15 protein-coding genes are annotated in these 15,922 nt (G+C 55.6%); 6 read left to right on the forward strand and 9 right to left on the reverse strand.

Annotated features, from left to right (window positions below; genetic code table 11):
* Nucleotides 1–184 precede the first annotated feature (184 nt).
* The 4 genes from AC559A_RS13730 to AC559A_RS13745 all read right to left on the reverse strand — a co-directional run bounded on the left by AC559A_RS13730 (nt 185) and on the right by AC559A_RS13745 (nt 5,734).
* Nucleotides 185–2,311, reverse strand: a complete 2,127-nt coding sequence (locus tag AC559A_RS13730) for a VTT domain-containing protein (RefSeq protein WP_498818335.1) — start codon at nt 2,309–2,311, stop codon at nt 185–187.
* A gap of 15 nt (nt 2,312–2,326) precedes the next feature.
* Nucleotides 2,327–3,973, reverse strand: a complete 1,647-nt coding sequence (locus AC559A_RS13735) for an L-lactate permease (protein WP_498818336.1) — start codon at nt 3,971–3,973, stop codon at nt 2,327–2,329.
* Between the two features lie 501 nt (nt 3,974–4,474).
* A complete protein-coding gene (locus AC559A_RS13740; RefSeq protein WP_498818337.1) occupies nt 4,475–4,996 on the reverse strand; it encodes a lysophospholipid acyltransferase family protein in 522 nt (173 codons plus the stop codon).
* A gap of 69 nt (nt 4,997–5,065) precedes the next feature.
* Nucleotides 5,066–5,734, reverse strand: a complete 669-nt coding sequence (locus AC559A_RS13745) for a LuxR C-terminal-related transcriptional regulator (RefSeq protein ID WP_498818338.1) — start codon at nt 5,732–5,734, stop codon at nt 5,066–5,068.
* On the opposite strand from AC559A_RS13745, the gene AC559A_RS13750 reads away from it, so the two are divergent.
* The 4 genes from AC559A_RS13750 to AC559A_RS13765 all read left to right on the forward strand — a co-directional run bounded on the left by AC559A_RS13750 (nt 5,661) and on the right by AC559A_RS13765 (nt 10,646).
* Nucleotides 5,661–5,936 carry a hypothetical protein gene (locus tag AC559A_RS13750; RefSeq protein WP_498818352.1) on the forward strand — a complete coding sequence of 92 codons (276 nt, stop codon included), beginning with the start codon at nt 5,661–5,663 and terminating at the stop codon, nt 5,934–5,936. The two genes, AC559A_RS13745 and AC559A_RS13750, sit on opposite strands and share 74 nt — an antisense overlap.
* Nucleotides 5,937–6,024: 88 nt before the next feature.
* A complete protein-coding gene (locus tag AC559A_RS13755; RefSeq protein ID WP_498818339.1) occupies nt 6,025–8,445 on the forward strand; it encodes a glycoside hydrolase family 65 protein in 2,421 nt (806 codons plus the stop codon).
* Nucleotides 8,446–8,460: 15 nt separating this feature from the next.
* Complete coding sequence (gene treZ, locus AC559A_RS13760) at nt 8,461–10,305, forward strand: malto-oligosyltrehalose trehalohydrolase (RefSeq protein ID WP_498818340.1); 1,845 nt, start codon at nt 8,461–8,463, stop codon at nt 10,303–10,305.
* 80 nt (nt 10,306–10,385) lie between these two features.
* Nucleotides 10,386–10,646 (forward strand): hypothetical protein, encoded by a 261-nt coding sequence (locus AC559A_RS13765; RefSeq protein ID WP_498818341.1) that lies wholly within the window; start codon nt 10,386–10,388, stop codon nt 10,644–10,646.
* Nucleotides 10,647–11,088: 442 nt separating this feature from the next.
* Here the strand turns inward: AC559A_RS13765 and AC559A_RS13770 are convergent, their stop codons facing one another.
* The 5 genes from AC559A_RS13770 to AC559A_RS13790 form a co-directional block, all read right to left on the reverse strand.
* Entirely contained in the window at nt 11,089–11,949 is an 861-nt protein-coding gene (locus AC559A_RS13770) for a glycine betaine ABC transporter substrate-binding protein (protein ID WP_498818342.1), read from the reverse strand.
* A 70-nt stretch (nt 11,950–12,019) separates the two neighbouring features.
* Complete coding sequence (locus AC559A_RS13775; protein WP_498818343.1) at nt 12,020–12,265, reverse strand: hypothetical protein; 246 nt, start codon at nt 12,263–12,265, stop codon at nt 12,020–12,022.
* A gap of 75 nt (nt 12,266–12,340) precedes the next feature.
* Complete coding sequence (locus AC559A_RS13780) at nt 12,341–13,066, reverse strand: LuxR C-terminal-related transcriptional regulator (protein WP_498818344.1); 726 nt, start codon at nt 13,064–13,066, stop codon at nt 12,341–12,343.
* A 37-nt stretch (nt 13,067–13,103) separates the two neighbouring features.
* Nucleotides 13,104–13,517, reverse strand: coding sequence for a hypothetical protein (locus AC559A_RS13785; protein ID WP_498818345.1), 414 nt, complete (start codon nt 13,515–13,517; stop codon nt 13,104–13,106).
* A gap of 282 nt (nt 13,518–13,799) precedes the next feature.
* A complete protein-coding gene (locus tag AC559A_RS13790) occupies nt 13,800–13,913 on the reverse strand; it encodes a desulfoferrodoxin FeS4 iron-binding domain-containing protein (RefSeq protein ID WP_498818346.1) in 114 nt (37 codons plus the stop codon).
* Between the two features lie 691 nt (nt 13,914–14,604).
* Here AC559A_RS13790 and AC559A_RS13795 point away from each other — a divergent pair.
* Together AC559A_RS13795 and AC559A_RS13800 are read left to right on the forward strand one after the other, a co-directional pair.
* Nucleotides 14,605–15,393, forward strand: a complete 789-nt coding sequence (locus AC559A_RS13795; RefSeq protein WP_498818347.1) for a PRC-barrel domain-containing protein — start codon at nt 14,605–14,607, stop codon at nt 15,391–15,393.
* A 57-nt stretch (nt 15,394–15,450) separates the two neighbouring features.
* Nucleotides 15,451–15,723: an exopolysaccharide biosynthesis protein gene (locus AC559A_RS13800; RefSeq protein WP_498818348.1), complete on the forward strand. Its 273-nt coding sequence runs from the start codon at nt 15,451–15,453 to the stop codon at nt 15,721–15,723.
* The last annotated feature ends 199 nt before the right edge of the window (nt 15,724–15,922 follow it).

A 15,922-nucleotide genomic window follows, 5' to 3' on the forward strand; every position in this document is an offset into this window, starting at 1 on the left:
CAACCGGGTTTGCGTGATCCGGTGCCGGATGCGTTTGGGAAAGTTGACTTCCTGGAGGCCGATAATGTCCGCGCGCATCTCTTGCAGCACGGACAAGCCGCGTCCCGGATCATAAAATTTGTCCATGCCCACCCACTGATGGACATTGTAGGTCACGGCGGTCAGGTGCGCAGGCATGCCAACCTCAGGAAAAGCGGCGCTTGAGCCATTTACTGGCCAGGACCAGGAAGATCAGGGCCCCGAGCATGATCAGGATGTTCACCGGATTCGGTTCCTGCAGAAAACCCAGGAGCTGATCCGTGAAAATGGTCACGGCCAGAATGCCCGGGGCCATTCCCAACAAGGTGCCGACAAGGTAGTCCTTGAGGCGGATGTGCGACGCCCCGGCCACCAGGTTGACGATGGTGAACGGAGCAATGGGCAGATTCCGGATCAGGGCGATGCTGACAACCCCGTGCCGGGCCAGTTGTTGGCTGATCCGATTCAGCCGCCCCCCGGCCATGCGCTGGATACGCTCCCGCCCGAGTTGCCAGCCCGCTCCATAGGTGACCAGGGCGCTGAGTTGTGTGCCGGCAAAAGCGGTCATCAAGGCGGGCAACGGGTCCAGCAATATGGCCGTGGCGCCAATGAGCACGGTGACCGGAAACATGGAGAGACCGCCCACAACAAATCCGATCAGCAGCAGGGGGTAGAGTCCCGCATCCCGGGGAACCCCCTGGAGCAGGTCGGCCAGCCCTTGCCGGTCCGCGATTTCGGCAAGGCCGGTGAACCGCCAGGCTGCCGCCAATCCCACCAACGCACAAGCGCCAAGGATCAGCCAGAGCCAGTTCGCCCGCAGCCATCCTCCCTGTTCGGTTTCCCGTTCCGCAACAAAGGCATCCAGCAATTGATCAACCTCCAGAGGCCGCTCGGGATCCAGAATCTCGGCTTCGCAGACCAGTTCGGGAAATCGCTTCTCCTGGGCCTCCAGGGGACCGAGGCCGCGGGGACTGCTGAGCTGGTGCTCCGGGGCTGAAAAATGGTCAATCACGCGGAGCAGTGAACCCGTGCGAAACGTCTGCTCCTCGACCTCTTGAGCCGGAAGGCCGAAATGTTCGGCCAGCAGTTCGTTGCGCAGCCGCCGGACCCCTGTTTGTTGTTCCTGGTTTTGGGCCTCAATGGCCAGATCACATTCCGTGTCCAGCCCCATTGACCGGTTACAGAGGTTGGCCGACCCCACCCGCAAGAATCTGTCGTCCACAACCATCAGTTTGGCGTGAACCATGACCCCCTGCTTTGACTCCTCGCCCACCCAAGGATGACACAGACGGAGACGGTCGTGGACATCGGCCCGCATCAGTCTGTCCAGAATCCTGCCGCGCTTGGCCTCCATGACCTTGTTGCCCAGCCATCCGGTGATCTTCTTGGGCAGGATGATTACCACTTCCGGGCCGTCCGGCTCCTGGAGACGTTGTTCCAGGGCCGAGCACAGGACCGGAGCCGTGAAATACTGGTTCTCGATGAAGATCGAGCGCCGGGCGGACCGGATTGCGTCCAGGTAGAGCGCCTCCACCTCCCGGACCTCCTGCTGTGATTTGAACTCCGGAAGGGTACGGACAATGCCGATATCCACATGCTCGAACCAGGGCTGAATCCATTCCGGCCAGGCCTCGGTCCTGCTGTTGATCCGAAGTGCCATGGTTTCCGCGGTGGCCTGTTGCCAGCGGTATACGCACAGTTCGCCAAGTTTGGCGGCAACATCGCCCTCCACGACCATCATGACGTCATGGTACGGCCCGTACGTTTTCCCCGCGGGGGTTCTGCGCCGGGAATCGTCAGGGGCATGTTCCTCCGTGTCCCACCGGTAATGGGTCAGGTCCAGCCCGCCGCAAAAGGCCAACGTTCCGTCAACAACGACCTTCTGGTGATGGGATGCACCCACCGGATGCTCGCCGTCCATGCGCATCCGAATCCTGGGGTGCGGGGCCCAGCCAAGGTTGAAGAGCATATTGGGCTCGCGCTCCAGGCTGAGCACCATGGAAAAATTCCAAATCAGGATCCGCACATCCAGGGCTGGCTTGGTGCGCGCGATATGGTCCAGCAACGGGCCGAGGCGGGTCGGCAGGTTGCGCGCCTTGGCCTCGGCAGCGGCCTCCCCGCGCAACAGCTCCACCTTGCTGTGGATATCCCAGCCGGGAATGAACACTTGTTCACGGGCCTGGAGCAGCGCATGATGCACCGCCGCAAAATAGGCCTCTCCATTGCGCAACACGGTGGCCCGTTGTGCTGAAGCGATGTCCCAGCAATTCCTGCCTGGACGGAGCAAAGGCATAAAAATGAAACTCCTTCAGACAAAAACAGCGATGCCCCAGACAATGCCTCCCGCCAGCAGGGCGTAGCCCAGGGCGATGCCCAGATTGATGCGGATCACGAGGCCTTCCTTGCCCAGGAGGCCCACCGTCGTCAGGACGGCAACCACGTTGTGGACGCAGATCATGTTGCCCGCGGCCCCGCCGACGGCCTGCAGGGCAAGAACCGAAGCCACGTGCAGCCCGCTCTGGACCGCAGCATCATGCTGCAGGACGCCGAACATGATGTTCGAGACCGTATTGCTGCCGGAGATGAACGTGCCCAGGGCGCCCACGAGCGGCGCCAGCAGATACCAGCTTTGACCCGCCAGATCCGACGCCGCGCCGGCCACCACGAGAATCATGCTTTCTTTTCCAGCCCCGACATCCGAATTGATCATGATGTAGACCATGGCCAACGCCGATATCAGGGCCACGGAGGCAGACGCGATCATTGTCATGGTTGAGCGCAGGGATGCGGCCACTCCCTGGAGGTTCATGCCGTGCATCAGGGGAATCAGCAAGGCGATCAGGAGAAACGGAAGCACACCGGGATTGTACAGCGGAGCAATCGTCGCGCTGATGCCTGTTCCCATAATGTCGGTCCAGCCGACATTCCATTGCTGGAGCAAGGCGGACAGTTGAACGTGTTCGATGCGGGTCAGGAGCAAAAGCATGCCCACAAGGGCATACGGAAGCCACGCCAGCCAACCGCTCATGGTCGGCTGGTCATCCGGTATGCCGGTTCCGGCTTCAATCCTGCCCTGCCAGTGCGCCGGCCAGTCCGCCCTGTCCGGAAAATTCCAGTCGGTTTTGGGCGTCAAAAATCCATGGGAAACCGCGAACAGGAAAATGGGCAGCCCGATGAGCGCGCCGAGCAGCGCCGGCAGTTCCGGACCGATCACAAAGGCGATCAGGGCTTGCGGCAGGGTGAAGACCAGACCCGCGAACAGGGCCAGTTTCCAGACTTCCCGGACCCTTTTCAATGAGCCTTCGGCCATCGTGACCATCAGACAAACCATGATCAGCGGGATGAAGGTTCCCAGGGCGAAATGCAGCAGCCCAACCTGGACACCGATACCATGCAGAAACTCGTTGAAGGGCATGGACTCGGGAAGACTGACCACATCCCGAACCGCTGCGAACCCGCCATGAATCGGCACGCCCACGGCCCCGAAGGACACGGACGCGCTGTCCGCCACCAGGGTCAGGACAGCCGCCATGAGCGGGGGGAACCCCATGCCCATCAGCAGGGGCGCCGCGACCGCGGCAGGGGTGCCGAACCCGGCGGCTCCCTCCAGGAACGATCCGAACAGCCAGGCGATGATCAGCACCTGAACCCGGCGGTCTGTGGAGATGGTGGCCATGGAATGGGAGATGCCATCCATGCCGCCGCTTTTTTTCATGAGTTGCAAAATCAGGATGGCACCGAAAACAATCAGCAGGATGTCCACGGCATTGACGAAACCGGCCAGGCTTGCGGCCAGGAGATGCTGCGCGGGCACCCCCCAGACCGTAGAGGCAAGGACCGCGGCGAGGACAAGCCCCACGGGCATGGCTTTGCTTGAAGGCCACATCATGCCGACCATCAGGACGCCGACGGCGATAATGGGCAAAAGCGCCAGGAGCGGTGCAAATTGGTACATGGCAGTCCCCTTTCCACGCGGCTGTCAGGGAAGTGCTGCTGCTGCCGTCGCGATCCATTCGCGACGGGTTTGAGCAGGCTGCGTGCTGCCTGGAAGCACCGGCCGACTTGTCGGCCGGTGGGCAACGAACCCTGCTGGTATCATTGCGTGGCTTCTCGGCGTGACTTCTCGGCGTGGCGTCTCGGAACGTACCGTTCTGATTGCGTCGGCGACAATCAGGTCCAGCCTGTATTTTCCAGCGTAAGATCCCTTACAGGTTCGGATGCGAGCGTCCATGTTGTGTCTGGACAACACGACAGCAACATGTTGCGTATCTACTCAGCACATTTTGTATCCGCCCTTGCTCCGGCAATCGGAGTCGGGGTCGCTATCGGAATCGGAATCGGAACAGAAAAAATTTTGAACGCTTCCCAGCGTTTTCGATCCCGATAGCGAAGCGCCGATCCCGACTCCGACCCCGACAACGGCATTACTCTATGCTGAGTAGCTACAAACTTTTTTTCAATGCTCAGCCAGGGCCTCATCGCGAAGACGGGCTACGGTTTTTTCCAAAACCGAGGTAATCCGGGTTTGCTGGTCCTGGTTCTCTCCGCCCTCCCCGGCTGCATCGCGCAGCGTTGCGGCATCGATGGGTTGCCCGAAGTGAACGATAATCTTGCTGGGCCGGGGCAGGAACCGCTCTGGCGGAAGGGCCTGTTCGGTGCCCTGGATGAACACGGGAATGATCGGCGGATCGTATTCTCCCAGCAGCAGTCCGATACCGTGCCGAAAAGGCTGCAAGGTCCCGTCCGGAGAGCGGTGCCCTTCGGGAAACCAGACAAAGGGGAGTCCCTGTTTCAGGACCAATGCGCCGAAAGCCAGGCTGGATGTCGGTCCCTTCTCCCCGTCCGTGCCCCTGCGGAGATGCGGAAACCAAAAGGCTCGCCGCCTATCGGTGATGTTTGCCTTGGAGTGAATGAACCAGATTTGACAGGATGGAAATTCGTACTGGAAAAGGATGCAAATACGTACTTGTTTCGACAAAAATACGGGAAAGCAAGCATATACGCTGTGGCTTCAGGAAGCTAATTTCAAACCGGAATTGTTCTTGGCTTAGGACTTCACTTTCACCAGGCCGCGATCAATTGCGTATGTGGTCAAGGCCGCGACATTATGCATTCCAAGCTTGCTCATGATATTGGACCGATGTTTCTCGACCGTCTTGCAACTGACATGGAGCATTTCGGCTATTTCCTTGTTCTTGTACCCTTCGGCCACCAACTTGAGCACCTCCCGCTCCCGTTGGGTTATGGAGTCCCAGTCGTTCGGTTCCCGGGTTTTTTCGTGAGCCTCCATGTATCCGCCGAGAACATCGGCGGTAATGCCCGGACTGAGGAATTTGTTTCCACTCAGGACACTCTCGATGGCCAGCAGCATCTCATCTATGCTGGAATCCTTGATACAGTATCCGTTGGCACCGGCTTGAAAGGCCTCCAGCACGTAGAGATCTTCCTCATAGTCGGTCAGCACCAGAACTTTCATGTCCGGATGTTTGGGGCGCACGGCATTGATCACGCTTATTCCACTCAGCCTTGGCAACGCGAGGCCGAGGATCAAAAGATCCGGGGCGTGTTCATGCACGGCCGAAACGACCTCCATGCCGTCTTCAAGCTCTGCGACAACCGAAAGCGAAAAGGATCCCGCCTCCGTGAGACAAGAACTCATGAACTCCCGCAACATTTGTGGGGCAAGGGCAATGATGACCTTCAGATTTGTTTCCATTTGCGCCTTTTATCCGGAGCAATGGCAAAAATCAAGGCAGATTGCGACATGTAACCCATTGGGGATGGTTCAAAACCTGTTGGCACTTCCAGAATTGAACCGCCCGCTTCGCTCAGGGCACGGAGGTCGCCAAGAAGAGATTTTTGCCTTCCGCTGGAAAGATGCGGAAACCAAAAGACTCGCCGCCTATCGGCGATGTTGATCGCCTTGGAGTCCTTGGCGGCTTGAGTAAAGCGGGCGGTTGAGAAAATGAATTTGTTTTAAAATTCTTTTTAGCAAGGAGTTCGGCAATGAGCGTCTGGACGCTGCGATATGATCAGTTTGACCCGGAGCAGGAAAAGCTTCGGGAAGCCCTATGCACCTTGGGCAATGGGTATTTTGCCACCCGTGGTGCAGCCTCGGAATCCCGGGCTGGAGACGTTCACTATCCAGGCACGTACCTGGCCGGCGGATACAACCGCCTGAAAACGGAAATACAGGGCAAGACCATCGAGAACGAGGATCTGGTCAATCTTCCCAACTGGCTTTGCCTGGAATTTCGTCATCCAGGTGAGGACTGGTTTGACCTGAGCGGTGTGGAGATCCACTCCTACCGGCAGAAGCTGAACCTGAAGCACGGCATTCTCAGCCGCAAGGTGTCCTTTGCGGACAAGGACGGCAGGCGATCAACGCTCCGGGAGCGGCGCATCGTGCATATGACCCAGCCGCACTTTGCCGCGATGCACGTTGTCTTCACCCCGGAAAACTGGTCCGGAGATCTGGAGATCCGTACGGCCCTGGACGGCAGAGTCGTCAATGACGGTGTCCCCCGCTACCGGGATCTGAACAATCGGCACCTCGAGCCGCAAGAGGAAGCCCTTTCCGACCCGGAAACCATCTGTCTTACGGTCCGGACCAATCAATCCAACCTGCGCATTGCCCAGGCCGCGAGAACCCGGGTCTGCCTGGATGGGGACGGTCTGGATACGGAACGGCGCACAGTCCGGGAACCGGGGTACATTGCCCAGCAATTCACGGTGCGGGCCCGCAAGGGCGTGGAAATTCGCCTGGAGAAAATCGTCGCGCTGTTCACCTCCAGGGATCACGCCATTGCGGAGTGTCGCCTGGAAGCAGAAAAGCTGGCACAGCGCGCCGAGACCTTCGAGGAGCTGTTGGCGTCGCACAGTCTGAGCTGGAAGCACCTCTGGCGACGGTTTGACATCACCTATGAAGAGACGACTCTCCCCAGCGAGGATCGGACCGCGATGATCCTCCACCTGCATACCTTTCATCTGCTGCAGACCACATCGCTGCATACCATGGACCTGGACGTGGGCGTGCCGTCCAGGGGGTGGCATGGAGAGGCCTACCGAGGGCATATTTTCTGGGATGAATTGTTCATTTTCCCCTTTCTCAATCTGCGTGTCCCGGAAATTACCCGTTCGTTGCTGATGTACCGCTATCGCCGCATCAACGAAGCCCGTGCCGCCGCCCGGGAAGAGGGGTTCCGGGGGGCGATGTATCCCTGGCAGAGCGGCAGCAATGGCCGGGAGGAAACCCAGAAAATCCATCTCAACCCGAATTCAGGACGCTGGAACCCGGACAAATCCCACCATCAGCGCCACGTGAACGCGGCCATTGTCTATAATATCCGTGAATACTTCCAGGCCACCGAGGATATGGAGTTTCTCTCCTTTTACGGTGCGGAAATGGTTCTGGAAATCGCCCGGTTCTGGTCCAGCATCGCCACCTACAATCACACCCTGGACCGGTACGAAATCCGCGACGTCATGGGCCCGGACGAATACCATGATGCCTACCCGGATTCTGATACTCCGGGATTGAACAACAACGCCTACACCAATGTCATGGCCGCGTGGGTGCTCAACGAGGCTTTGACCGTCCTGGAACTGCTTCCTGAAGACCGCGGGAAGGAACTGCGGGAGCAGTTGCGACTGGATGCGGAGGAACTGGACCTGTGGCGGGATATCAGCCGCAAGCTGCGCGTCGTTTTCCATGACAACGGCATCATCAGCCAGTTCGAAGGGTATGCCGACCTGGAAGAGTTCGATTGGGAGAGATACACGGAAAAATACGGCGATATTCAGCGGCTGGACAGAATCCTGAAAAGCGAGGACGACACGCCCAACCGGTACAAGGTCTCGAAACAGGCCGACGTGCTGATGCTTTTCTATCTCTTCTCCGCCGAGGAGCTTGCCGAAATTTTTGAACAGCTTGGTTACCCTTTCGAATATGAAACCATCCCCAAAAACATCGACTACTACATCAAAAGAACGTCGCATGGTTCCACCTTGAGCCGGGTGGCCCATTCCTGGGTGCTGATCAGGAAAGACAGGGCCCGCTCATGGCACCTGTTCACCCAGGCCCTGGAAAGCGACATCTCCGATGTCCAGGGCGGAACGACCCCTGAGGGCATCCACCTGGGCGCCATGGCCGGCACGGTGAACATGATCCAGGTCGGCTATACGGGCCTGGAGACCCGCGGCGACGTGCTCTGGCTCAATCCCTGCCTTCCCGACAATCTGGGCAGGCTCCAGATGCAGATCCACTACCGCGGGCACAACCTGAGCATCGAAATCGTGCCCGGAAAAATGACGATCACTGCCTGCCGTGCCCGGAAAAAGGCAATCCAGATCGGCTACAAGGAGACGCTCTACGAACTCGACGAGGGGCAGACCATGGAGATCGCCCTGCAAAATACCATCAGCTAGAAGAGGAGGCTCACAATGCCCGAAATATTTGGACCGACGATTGAAGACGGCGGGGTGCGCTTCAGGCTTTGGGCGCCGGCCGCCTCCAGGGTGGATGTGGTTATCCAGGATCAGCAGCTTCCCTCCCATACTCCCATGGAAACCCTCGAGGCTGGATGGTTCGAGGCGCTGGTCCCGGAAACCGGGGCCGGAACCCTGTATCAATTTCGCGTTGTCGGCGATCCATGGGGCGAGATGATGGTCCCGGATCCGTCCTCGCGCTTTCAGCCCGAGGACGTTTTCGGCCCCAGCCAGGTCGTGGATATGACGGCGTTTCAATGGGACAACGCGGCCTGGAAAGGACGTCCCTGGCCGGAAACGGTGCTCTACGAACTGCATGTGGGTACGTTCACTCCCGAGGGGACCTATGACGGCGTCCGGACCCGCCTGAATTATCTCCAGCAACTCGGCGTCACGGCCATCGAATTGATGCCCCTGGCGGATTTTCCGGGCCGTCGCAATTGGGGCTATGACGGCGTGCTGCCTTTTGCTCCGGATTCAACCTACGGTTCGCCAAAAGAATTGAAGTGGCTCATCGACGAGGCCCATGGCCTGGGCATGATGGTTTTCCTGGATGTGGTCTACAATCATTTTGGGCCGGAGGGCAATTTTCTGCACCACTACGCCCCGGACTTCTTCACCGAGACCCACCAGACCCCCTGGGGCGCGGCCATTGACTTTTCCGTACCCCAGGTCCGTGAATTCTTCATCGCCAACGCGATCCATTGGCTGGGCGCCTACCGCTTTGACGGTCTGCGCCTGGACGCGGTGCATGCCATCCAGGATGACTCCTCACCGCACATTCTGGAAGAATTGGCCCAGCGGGTCCGACTGGCCCTGCCCGAAGACCGCCATATCCATCTGGTCCTGGAGAACGACGCCAACCAGTCCCGTTTCCTGGAACGAAACCAGTCCGCCAGGCCGCAATGCTACGTGGCCCAGTGGAACGACGACATCCATCATGCCTGTCATGTTCTGGCCACGGGCGAACATCAGGGCTATTATGAGGATTACTCCGACACCCCTCTGGAGCGACTGGGCCAATGCCTGGCCGAGGGATTCACCTACCAGGGTGAACCGTCCGCCCACCGCGAGGGGCAATCCAGGGGCGAGCCCAGCGCACACCTTCCGCCGGAGGCCTTTGTGGCTTTTCTCCAGAACCACGACCAGGTCGGCAACCGGGCATTCGGGGAGCGCCTGAGCGTACTGGCCACGCCGGAAAAACGCAGGGCACTGGCAGCCGTGGTTCTTCTCGCGCCACAGATCCCCATGCTCTTCATGGGCGAAGAATGGGGCACCCGGCACCCCTTTCCATTTTTCTGTGATTTTCAGGGAGATCTGGCTGACGCCGTGCGTGAGGGGCGACGGCGCGAATTCGCCGCATTTCCGGAATTCGCCGACCCGGCCAAACGAGAACGCATCCCCGACCCCAACGACCCGGAAACGGCCGGAAGCGCGATTTTGAAATGGGACGAGCCGGCCAAGCCGAAATACTCGGAGTGGCTGAAACTGCACCGCCAGTTGCTGAACGTACGCCGGGAGCGCGTCCTGCCGCTGTTGCCGATGATCCAGCCGGGAAAGCCCTTCTGGAAGGTCGTGCACAAGACCATATTGATCGTGGGCTGGCCTCTGGACGACGACCAGGTGTTTGCGCTCGCCGCGAACCTCGGACCGGAGACACTGTGGATCCATCCGGAAAATCTAGCCGTAACCTCCAGGGTGAAGAAGGTCTACGCTTCCCCGAATGCGCTCCTGGAAGGCGAAGAAAAGCTCGTTCTCGGTCCATGGGCCGTTTATTGGGGTGTCGGCAGTAGGTATTGAGCGCCCGAGTCGGGAGGGTTCTGCAAAACTGTTCGCAATGAGGAACTATCGTAATCACAACTCAGACAAAGGGCCGACCCATGACACAACCAATCGTCACCTCCATTGACATTATTGACGTCGTATCCGCATGCTTTGAAAAAATCCAAAATACGCGTCAAGCCAAAGCTGTTTTCCTGTTCAGCGAAACGGACCATCAGGTTATGGGGGTGGAAACAAAAAAATTCAGCCAAATGCGCAAGACTTATCCGGACAATTTTCTTGGCATTTATGATTCACGGGCGACCGTGGATTGGCTGTATGAGGATGTCCGGTACATGTTTCACAAGCAGGAAATGTGATGTCCTCGCCCTCCTGGACCAACTCCGCCACAACTGCATGACAATCCGCATGGAAGAGCTTTTTATCAGGAAACCCGATCAGAACGTCTGACCCTTCTTTGCAGGATGGGGGGCTGTACGCCCCCCTTATGTTTGCGTCGGGTGAAAAATGTACTGGCTAGAAAAGACTTTTTGTACCAGTCAGTTACGCCATCGCGCCTCAAAGTGGAAAACAGAAAGGCCACCCACTGGGCGGCCTTTCCTGGTTTCGTGATCCATTGCGCGGACGAATGGCAGGGGTATGGCAGTTACTGAAATACCGTTTTTGAATTTGGTAGTGCAGGCATCTTGCCTGCACGGACAGGCAGGATGCCTGTCCTACCATTGAGACATGCCTCCTGCTCAGTGTTGCAGAGCAAAAAGCACGGGGGCATAAACGGTACATCAGCATCCGCCAGTTCCCTTACTTCTTCATCCAGCTTTTGAACTGTTCTTCATTTTCCTTAAGAAAACGCCTGGCATTTTCCATCCGGTCGGAATTGGGTTCGGCGTTCCAGGCCATGACCATCTGCAACTGATTGGGATCTTTGTATGAAAAATTGTTCAGCAGAGTATACACTTCCGGCATATCCTCTTTGAGCCCCTTGCGCACGATGGTGTGGATCTGCTCCTCGCCGCCCAGGATGCCCTTGGGATCGTCCAGGTACTTCAGCTCCCAGACGCCAAACATCCAGTGTGGGGACCAGGCGGTAACCACGACCCAGTCGTTCTTGTCAATGGCAGTGCTCAACGCTCCGGTCATGGTGGCATCGCTACCTTCGATCAGTTGCATCCTGGTCAGATCGTATTCCTTCACAGCCTCTTCGGAAAGGCGCATCAGCCCCGCGCCTGGGTCAATGCCGATGATCCGGCCGTTGAACTTGTCCGCCTGGTCATCGAGCTCCGCAATGGAGTCGATGGTCACATAGGAGGGCACTGCCCAGCCCAGCTTGGCGCCCCCGACAATGGGCCCCAGATCTTCAACATCGCCCTTGACCCGTTCCAAATAGTCCGCATGGGTTACGGGCAGCCAGGCCGTGACCATGCCGTCCACATTGCCGGTGCCCACGGCCTGCCACATGGCTGCCGCGGCCACGGGCAGAATCTCCACTTCATAGCCCATCTGTTCCAGAGCAGCCTTGACAATATGAGTGCTCGCAGCGGCGCAATCCCATTCCACATAGGCGATGCGCACCCTTTCCTTGGCCAAAGCCGTACCCGCAATGAGCATCAAAATGGCCATGGCCCCAATAACCAGCTGAAGTAATTTCCCCTTGTTCATCATGGAAAGCCTCCTTGGATGATGAAGTTAAACGGTAACTGAGTATTGAAAAAATCCTTTGTCGACAGTTCGTTCAAAAATCCCAAGTGCAAGGAGCAAGAAAAGCTATCCGGACACGTCCTGTGTCCCCCACCACGATTTCACCTGAGGCCACGGTGAAATTGGCGTCGGCGCCCCCAACGCCGCAACCGGTTTGTTCCAGGATTTCGTCCTTGGTCGCACCATCATGCAGCAACTTCAACGCTTCTTCGGACTGAGCGCCAAAAATTTTCGTCAGTTGTTCGATACGAATCTTTGGCTCTGAAGGTGTTTCAGTCATGATGAATCCTTTGCTGAGGAAGAAAAACTGGCCACTGGCTGGTGCAAAAAGACTTTTTTTTACACCGAACTCTGCTCACAAACTCGCGAACTTTCGGGTTCGGAGTTCGGAACGGCCGGGAAGCGGTCCTCGAATTTCGGATTTTCCTCCTTTCACAAGTCCGCGATCAAATGCGTACTTGGTCAAAGCCGCGACATTATGCATGCCCAACTTGCTCATGATGTTTGAGCGATGTTTTTCGACCGTCTTGCGACTGATGCATAAAATATCGGCGATTTCTTTGTTCTTGTATGCTTCGGCCAGCAGTTTCAGCACCTCGCGTTCCCGTTTCGTGATCAGTTCCCAATCACTGCTCTCTCGGTTGTTGCCCCGACCATCCGGGCAGCTCCTCAGCATTCCGTCAGCCACGGACGGACTGATAAAGGTTTTACCGGCCATGACGCTTTTAATGGCTTCCACCAATTCTTTTGTGCTGGTATTCTTAATGCAATAGCCGTGGGCTCCGGCTTGAAAGGCATCATTCACATGTCCTTCTGACTCATAATCCGTTAAAAACAAGATTTTCATCCTCGAACATTTGGAACGTACGGTGTTGATCACGCTGATGCCACTGAGCCGAGGCAGAAAAATGTCCAGGATCAGCAGGTCAGGAGTGTGCAATGTTGTGGATTGAATGATGTCCAGACCGTCAAAGAGACTGTCGACGACGTCGATACCTTCCCTTGCTTGGAGCATCGAGCAGAGGAACTCACGAAATATGCGCGGCCCTGTACCAACAATCACTTTCTTTGGGGGGTGCATTTCAATACTCCTTAAGAAGCATTTTTCAGTCAGAATATTAGAGTCGTAGGGCCGTTGCAAAATCTGATGTTTTGCGTTGTTTTTGAGAGGTGAATTGAGGATGGGTTTCCAAGTAATTCTTCTTTTTTAAGGATTTTATTGTCTGGTTGGCTTTTTTGAGCAGAATTTCGACAAGAAGTGAAATATCCTGACATTCCTCGTGACACATAAAGTCCAGGATATCATCAATCGAATCAAAAGCTACGGTACTGCTGAAGTTTTCGTGACCCAAGGAACAGTACCTGTGAAGGGTAATGCCCAGAATGTATGCTTTGGTTGATGTCTGGTACAGAGATATATTAATCCCGCTGAAACTTGTTTCGCATCGATCTTGCTCATCCACGGAAGAAAGCAGTACGCCTGTAAAAACAAGGTCATCCCGACATGTTCTTTTCAATCGAATTGCTTGCATTATCTCCTCCAAAATATGTAGCATGACATACGGATGCCCCTTTGAATATCGGCAGGGTTGCCAGCCTTTCTTATTTTGTGGGGCCAATGCTTGCCTAGTGGACGGCAATGAGCCGATAGAACTTGTGGTCTTCGTTCACAGCCTCGGAGAAGACGTTCTCCGTTTTGGGCAGGCCGGCAGCTTTTCAGGCAACAGAGAGCCAAACTCTTACCCAATAACGGTATTTTGGCCTCGAAGACCGCTATACAATCTCCATAACCTGCTGAGTAGAATCGAGTACGATTACTGCTTCTTCATCGGCTCTCCGCAACAAACAAGCTCTCCATCAGCTGGTTCTTGCACTTCCACGACATTGCCGCATGCTTCACACTTGTAGATCTCTTTTACCTTGGTCATGCTTTGTCCTCCATTTTTCCTTCCATTGCTCAATTGCATGCATGGGGCCTATTCTTCATTTTCCGGACTCCCAGCCGCCTTTTTCGGAACAGAAGATGTCTTTTTACCGTTTCCAACGACCTTGTCTGTAGGAGGCTCACCTATTTTAAACGAGGAATAATCCCGGAGAGCGGGAAAAATTCCCGGGTGGTAATTGCGATGGGCGGGACCACCCCCTAAGAATGAAAGCGAATCATGAGTAGAGTAGAATTTGAATGATGGATAAATACATCAAGCATGGGTAGTTTCATTCGAGGATGTACAGGATGTCACGTATTGTCAGTGCCCCCCACCTTGCATAACAGTAAGACGTGGGCATAAATAATATCTTTTTCCAATTACCAGGAAAAACACAAACCCGGATGTAAATCTCAGGAGGGTAGTTAGTATGTTCGTAACTATTCCGCATAGAGTAACGCCGTTGTCGGAGTCGGGATCGGCGCTTCGCTATCGGGATCGAAAACGCTGGGAAGCGTTCAAAATTTTTGCTGTTCCGATTCCGATTCCGATAGCGACCCCGACTCCGATTGCCGGAGCAAGGGCGGTTACAAAATGAGCTGAGTAGTTACTTTTTCAAATCTTTGGCATAGTCAGGTCTGGCTCTGGCCTGAATTGATGAACTGATAATGAAATAAAAAATAAGGAGAGTACCATGAAGACATTGATTCTTAGCATCCTCGGCGGACTGCTGGCCTTGAACCCTGCTTTTGCACAGAAAGATAGCGATATATTTGTGGAATCTCATTTAATAATTGACGATTTTTTTGCATATACATCCAATATTATTGGAAAAGGTGTCTTTATTGCACACAGGAACGATCTTCCAGCGGCTGTCACACAACTGCCCGTCGATTGGGAAAGCGTGGGGAGGGTCGACGATCTCATTCTGAAAGGTGACGGGCAGGCCCATGCAGCCATCATCGATGTCGGAGGATTCCTGGGCATAGGGACCCGGACCATTGCAATCAATATGGAAGCCTTGAATTTTGTACCCATCACTAATTTGAATGATTTTTATATTGTTGTTGCATCAACTCAAGATCAAATTGACGCAGCACCGGAGTACATACATAATGAAACACTCGGCACAGAGTTCAACCGATCCTTTTATCCTGTTCGTCCTTATGGGCGTCCTGACATACATCCCCTTGCTGGATATGAACCTTTTGAATCTTCTACAGTTTCCCTAGACGACTTGAAGGGTGCCGGTGTCTATGGCGCAAACCATCAAAACATAGCCAGGGTCAGCAAAGTTTTGCTCACGCCAGATGGGCAAGTGGAACATGTGATCATTGATGTTGGAGGATTTCTGGGTATCGGCTCACACAGCGTGGCTTTCGAGATGGACGAACTTGAACTGTACAAAGGGCCGCTTGATCTGAGGATTTATATTTCCATGACTGAGGAGGAACTCAGAAACAAGCCGGAATACAGTGAATAGCAATATCAATATTTGCTTTACGGTTCTCCTCTCACAACCGCCCCAAGGCGTACAAGCATGGATCAGGAAATCTCGAACCTGGAGCAACTTCTTGACCGAATCGAAGAAGTCGCGAGTGGCCGGAACCGTGTTTCCCTGGGGTCTATCGTGGAAGCGGTTGGAAGCAGATCTTTCGGCCCTTTGTTGCTCTTGGCGGGCATCATCCTGGCTTCCCCTCTGAGCGGAATTCCAGGGATGCCCACGACCATGGCAGTGGTGGTTCTGCTGATCGCCATCCAGTTGCTGATCGGCAGAAAACATTTGGTTCTTCGACGTTTAATGTGGAATTGACTGACCACAATCTGTTTAGGTAGCCCTCTCCGCAGGAGGGCTTGCCATGTTTGCTGAAGAAATTTTTGCCTTGGGCCTGGGCCTTACGCCGCCTTGGAAAGTTAGGTTCTTCGACGTTGGACGTGGAAATGCTATGGAACGAGTAGTTCCCTGATGGGTGCTCCGATCAGGTAGATCACAGTGATGAATGTCATCTCGT

This window comes from Desulfonatronum zhilinae (assembly GCF_900182865.1).
GTDB classification, from domain to species: Bacteria; Desulfobacterota; Desulfovibrionia; order Desulfovibrionales; family Desulfonatronaceae; genus Desulfonatronum; species Desulfonatronum lacustre.

What these genes read in the sequence shown, in the direction of transcription:
- AC559A_RS13730 (WP_498818335.1), bottom strand. Translation starts at nt 2,311, where the DNA reads ATGCCTTTGCTCCGTCCAGGCAGGAATTGCTGGGACATCGCTTCAGCA.
- AC559A_RS13735 (WP_498818336.1), bottom strand. Translation starts at nt 3,973, where the DNA reads ATGTACCAATTTGCACCGCTCCTGGCGCTTTTGCCCATTATCGCCGTC.
- AC559A_RS13745 (WP_498818338.1), bottom strand. Translation starts at nt 5,734, where the DNA reads ATGGAAACAAATCTGAAGGTCATCATTGCCCTTGCCCCACAAATGTTG.
- AC559A_RS13755 (WP_498818339.1), top strand. Translation starts at nt 6,025, where the DNA reads ATGAGCGTCTGGACGCTGCGATATGATCAGTTTGACCCGGAGCAGGAA.
- treZ (WP_498818340.1), top strand. Translation starts at nt 8,461, where the DNA reads ATGCCCGAAATATTTGGACCGACGATTGAAGACGGCGGGGTGCGCTTC.
- AC559A_RS13765 (WP_498818341.1), top strand. Translation starts at nt 10,386, where the DNA reads ATGACACAACCAATCGTCACCTCCATTGACATTATTGACGTCGTATCC.
- AC559A_RS13770 (WP_498818342.1), bottom strand. Translation starts at nt 11,949, where the DNA reads ATGATGAACAAGGGGAAATTACTTCAGCTGGTTATTGGGGCCATGGCC.
- AC559A_RS13775 (WP_498818343.1), bottom strand. Translation starts at nt 12,265, where the DNA reads ATGACTGAAACACCTTCAGAGCCAAAGATTCGTATCGAACAACTGACG.
- AC559A_RS13780 (WP_498818344.1), bottom strand. Translation starts at nt 13,066, where the DNA reads ATGCACCCCCCAAAGAAAGTGATTGTTGGTACAGGGCCGCGCATATTT.
- AC559A_RS13785 (WP_498818345.1), bottom strand. Translation starts at nt 13,517, where the DNA reads ATGCAAGCAATTCGATTGAAAAGAACATGTCGGGATGACCTTGTTTTT.
- AC559A_RS13790 (WP_498818346.1), bottom strand. Translation starts at nt 13,913, where the DNA reads ATGACCAAGGTAAAAGAGATCTACAAGTGTGAAGCATGCGGCAATGTC.
- AC559A_RS13795 (WP_498818347.1), top strand. Translation starts at nt 14,605, where the DNA reads ATGAAGACATTGATTCTTAGCATCCTCGGCGGACTGCTGGCCTTGAAC.
- AC559A_RS13800 (WP_498818348.1), top strand. Translation starts at nt 15,451, where the DNA reads ATGGATCAGGAAATCTCGAACCTGGAGCAACTTCTTGACCGAATCGAA.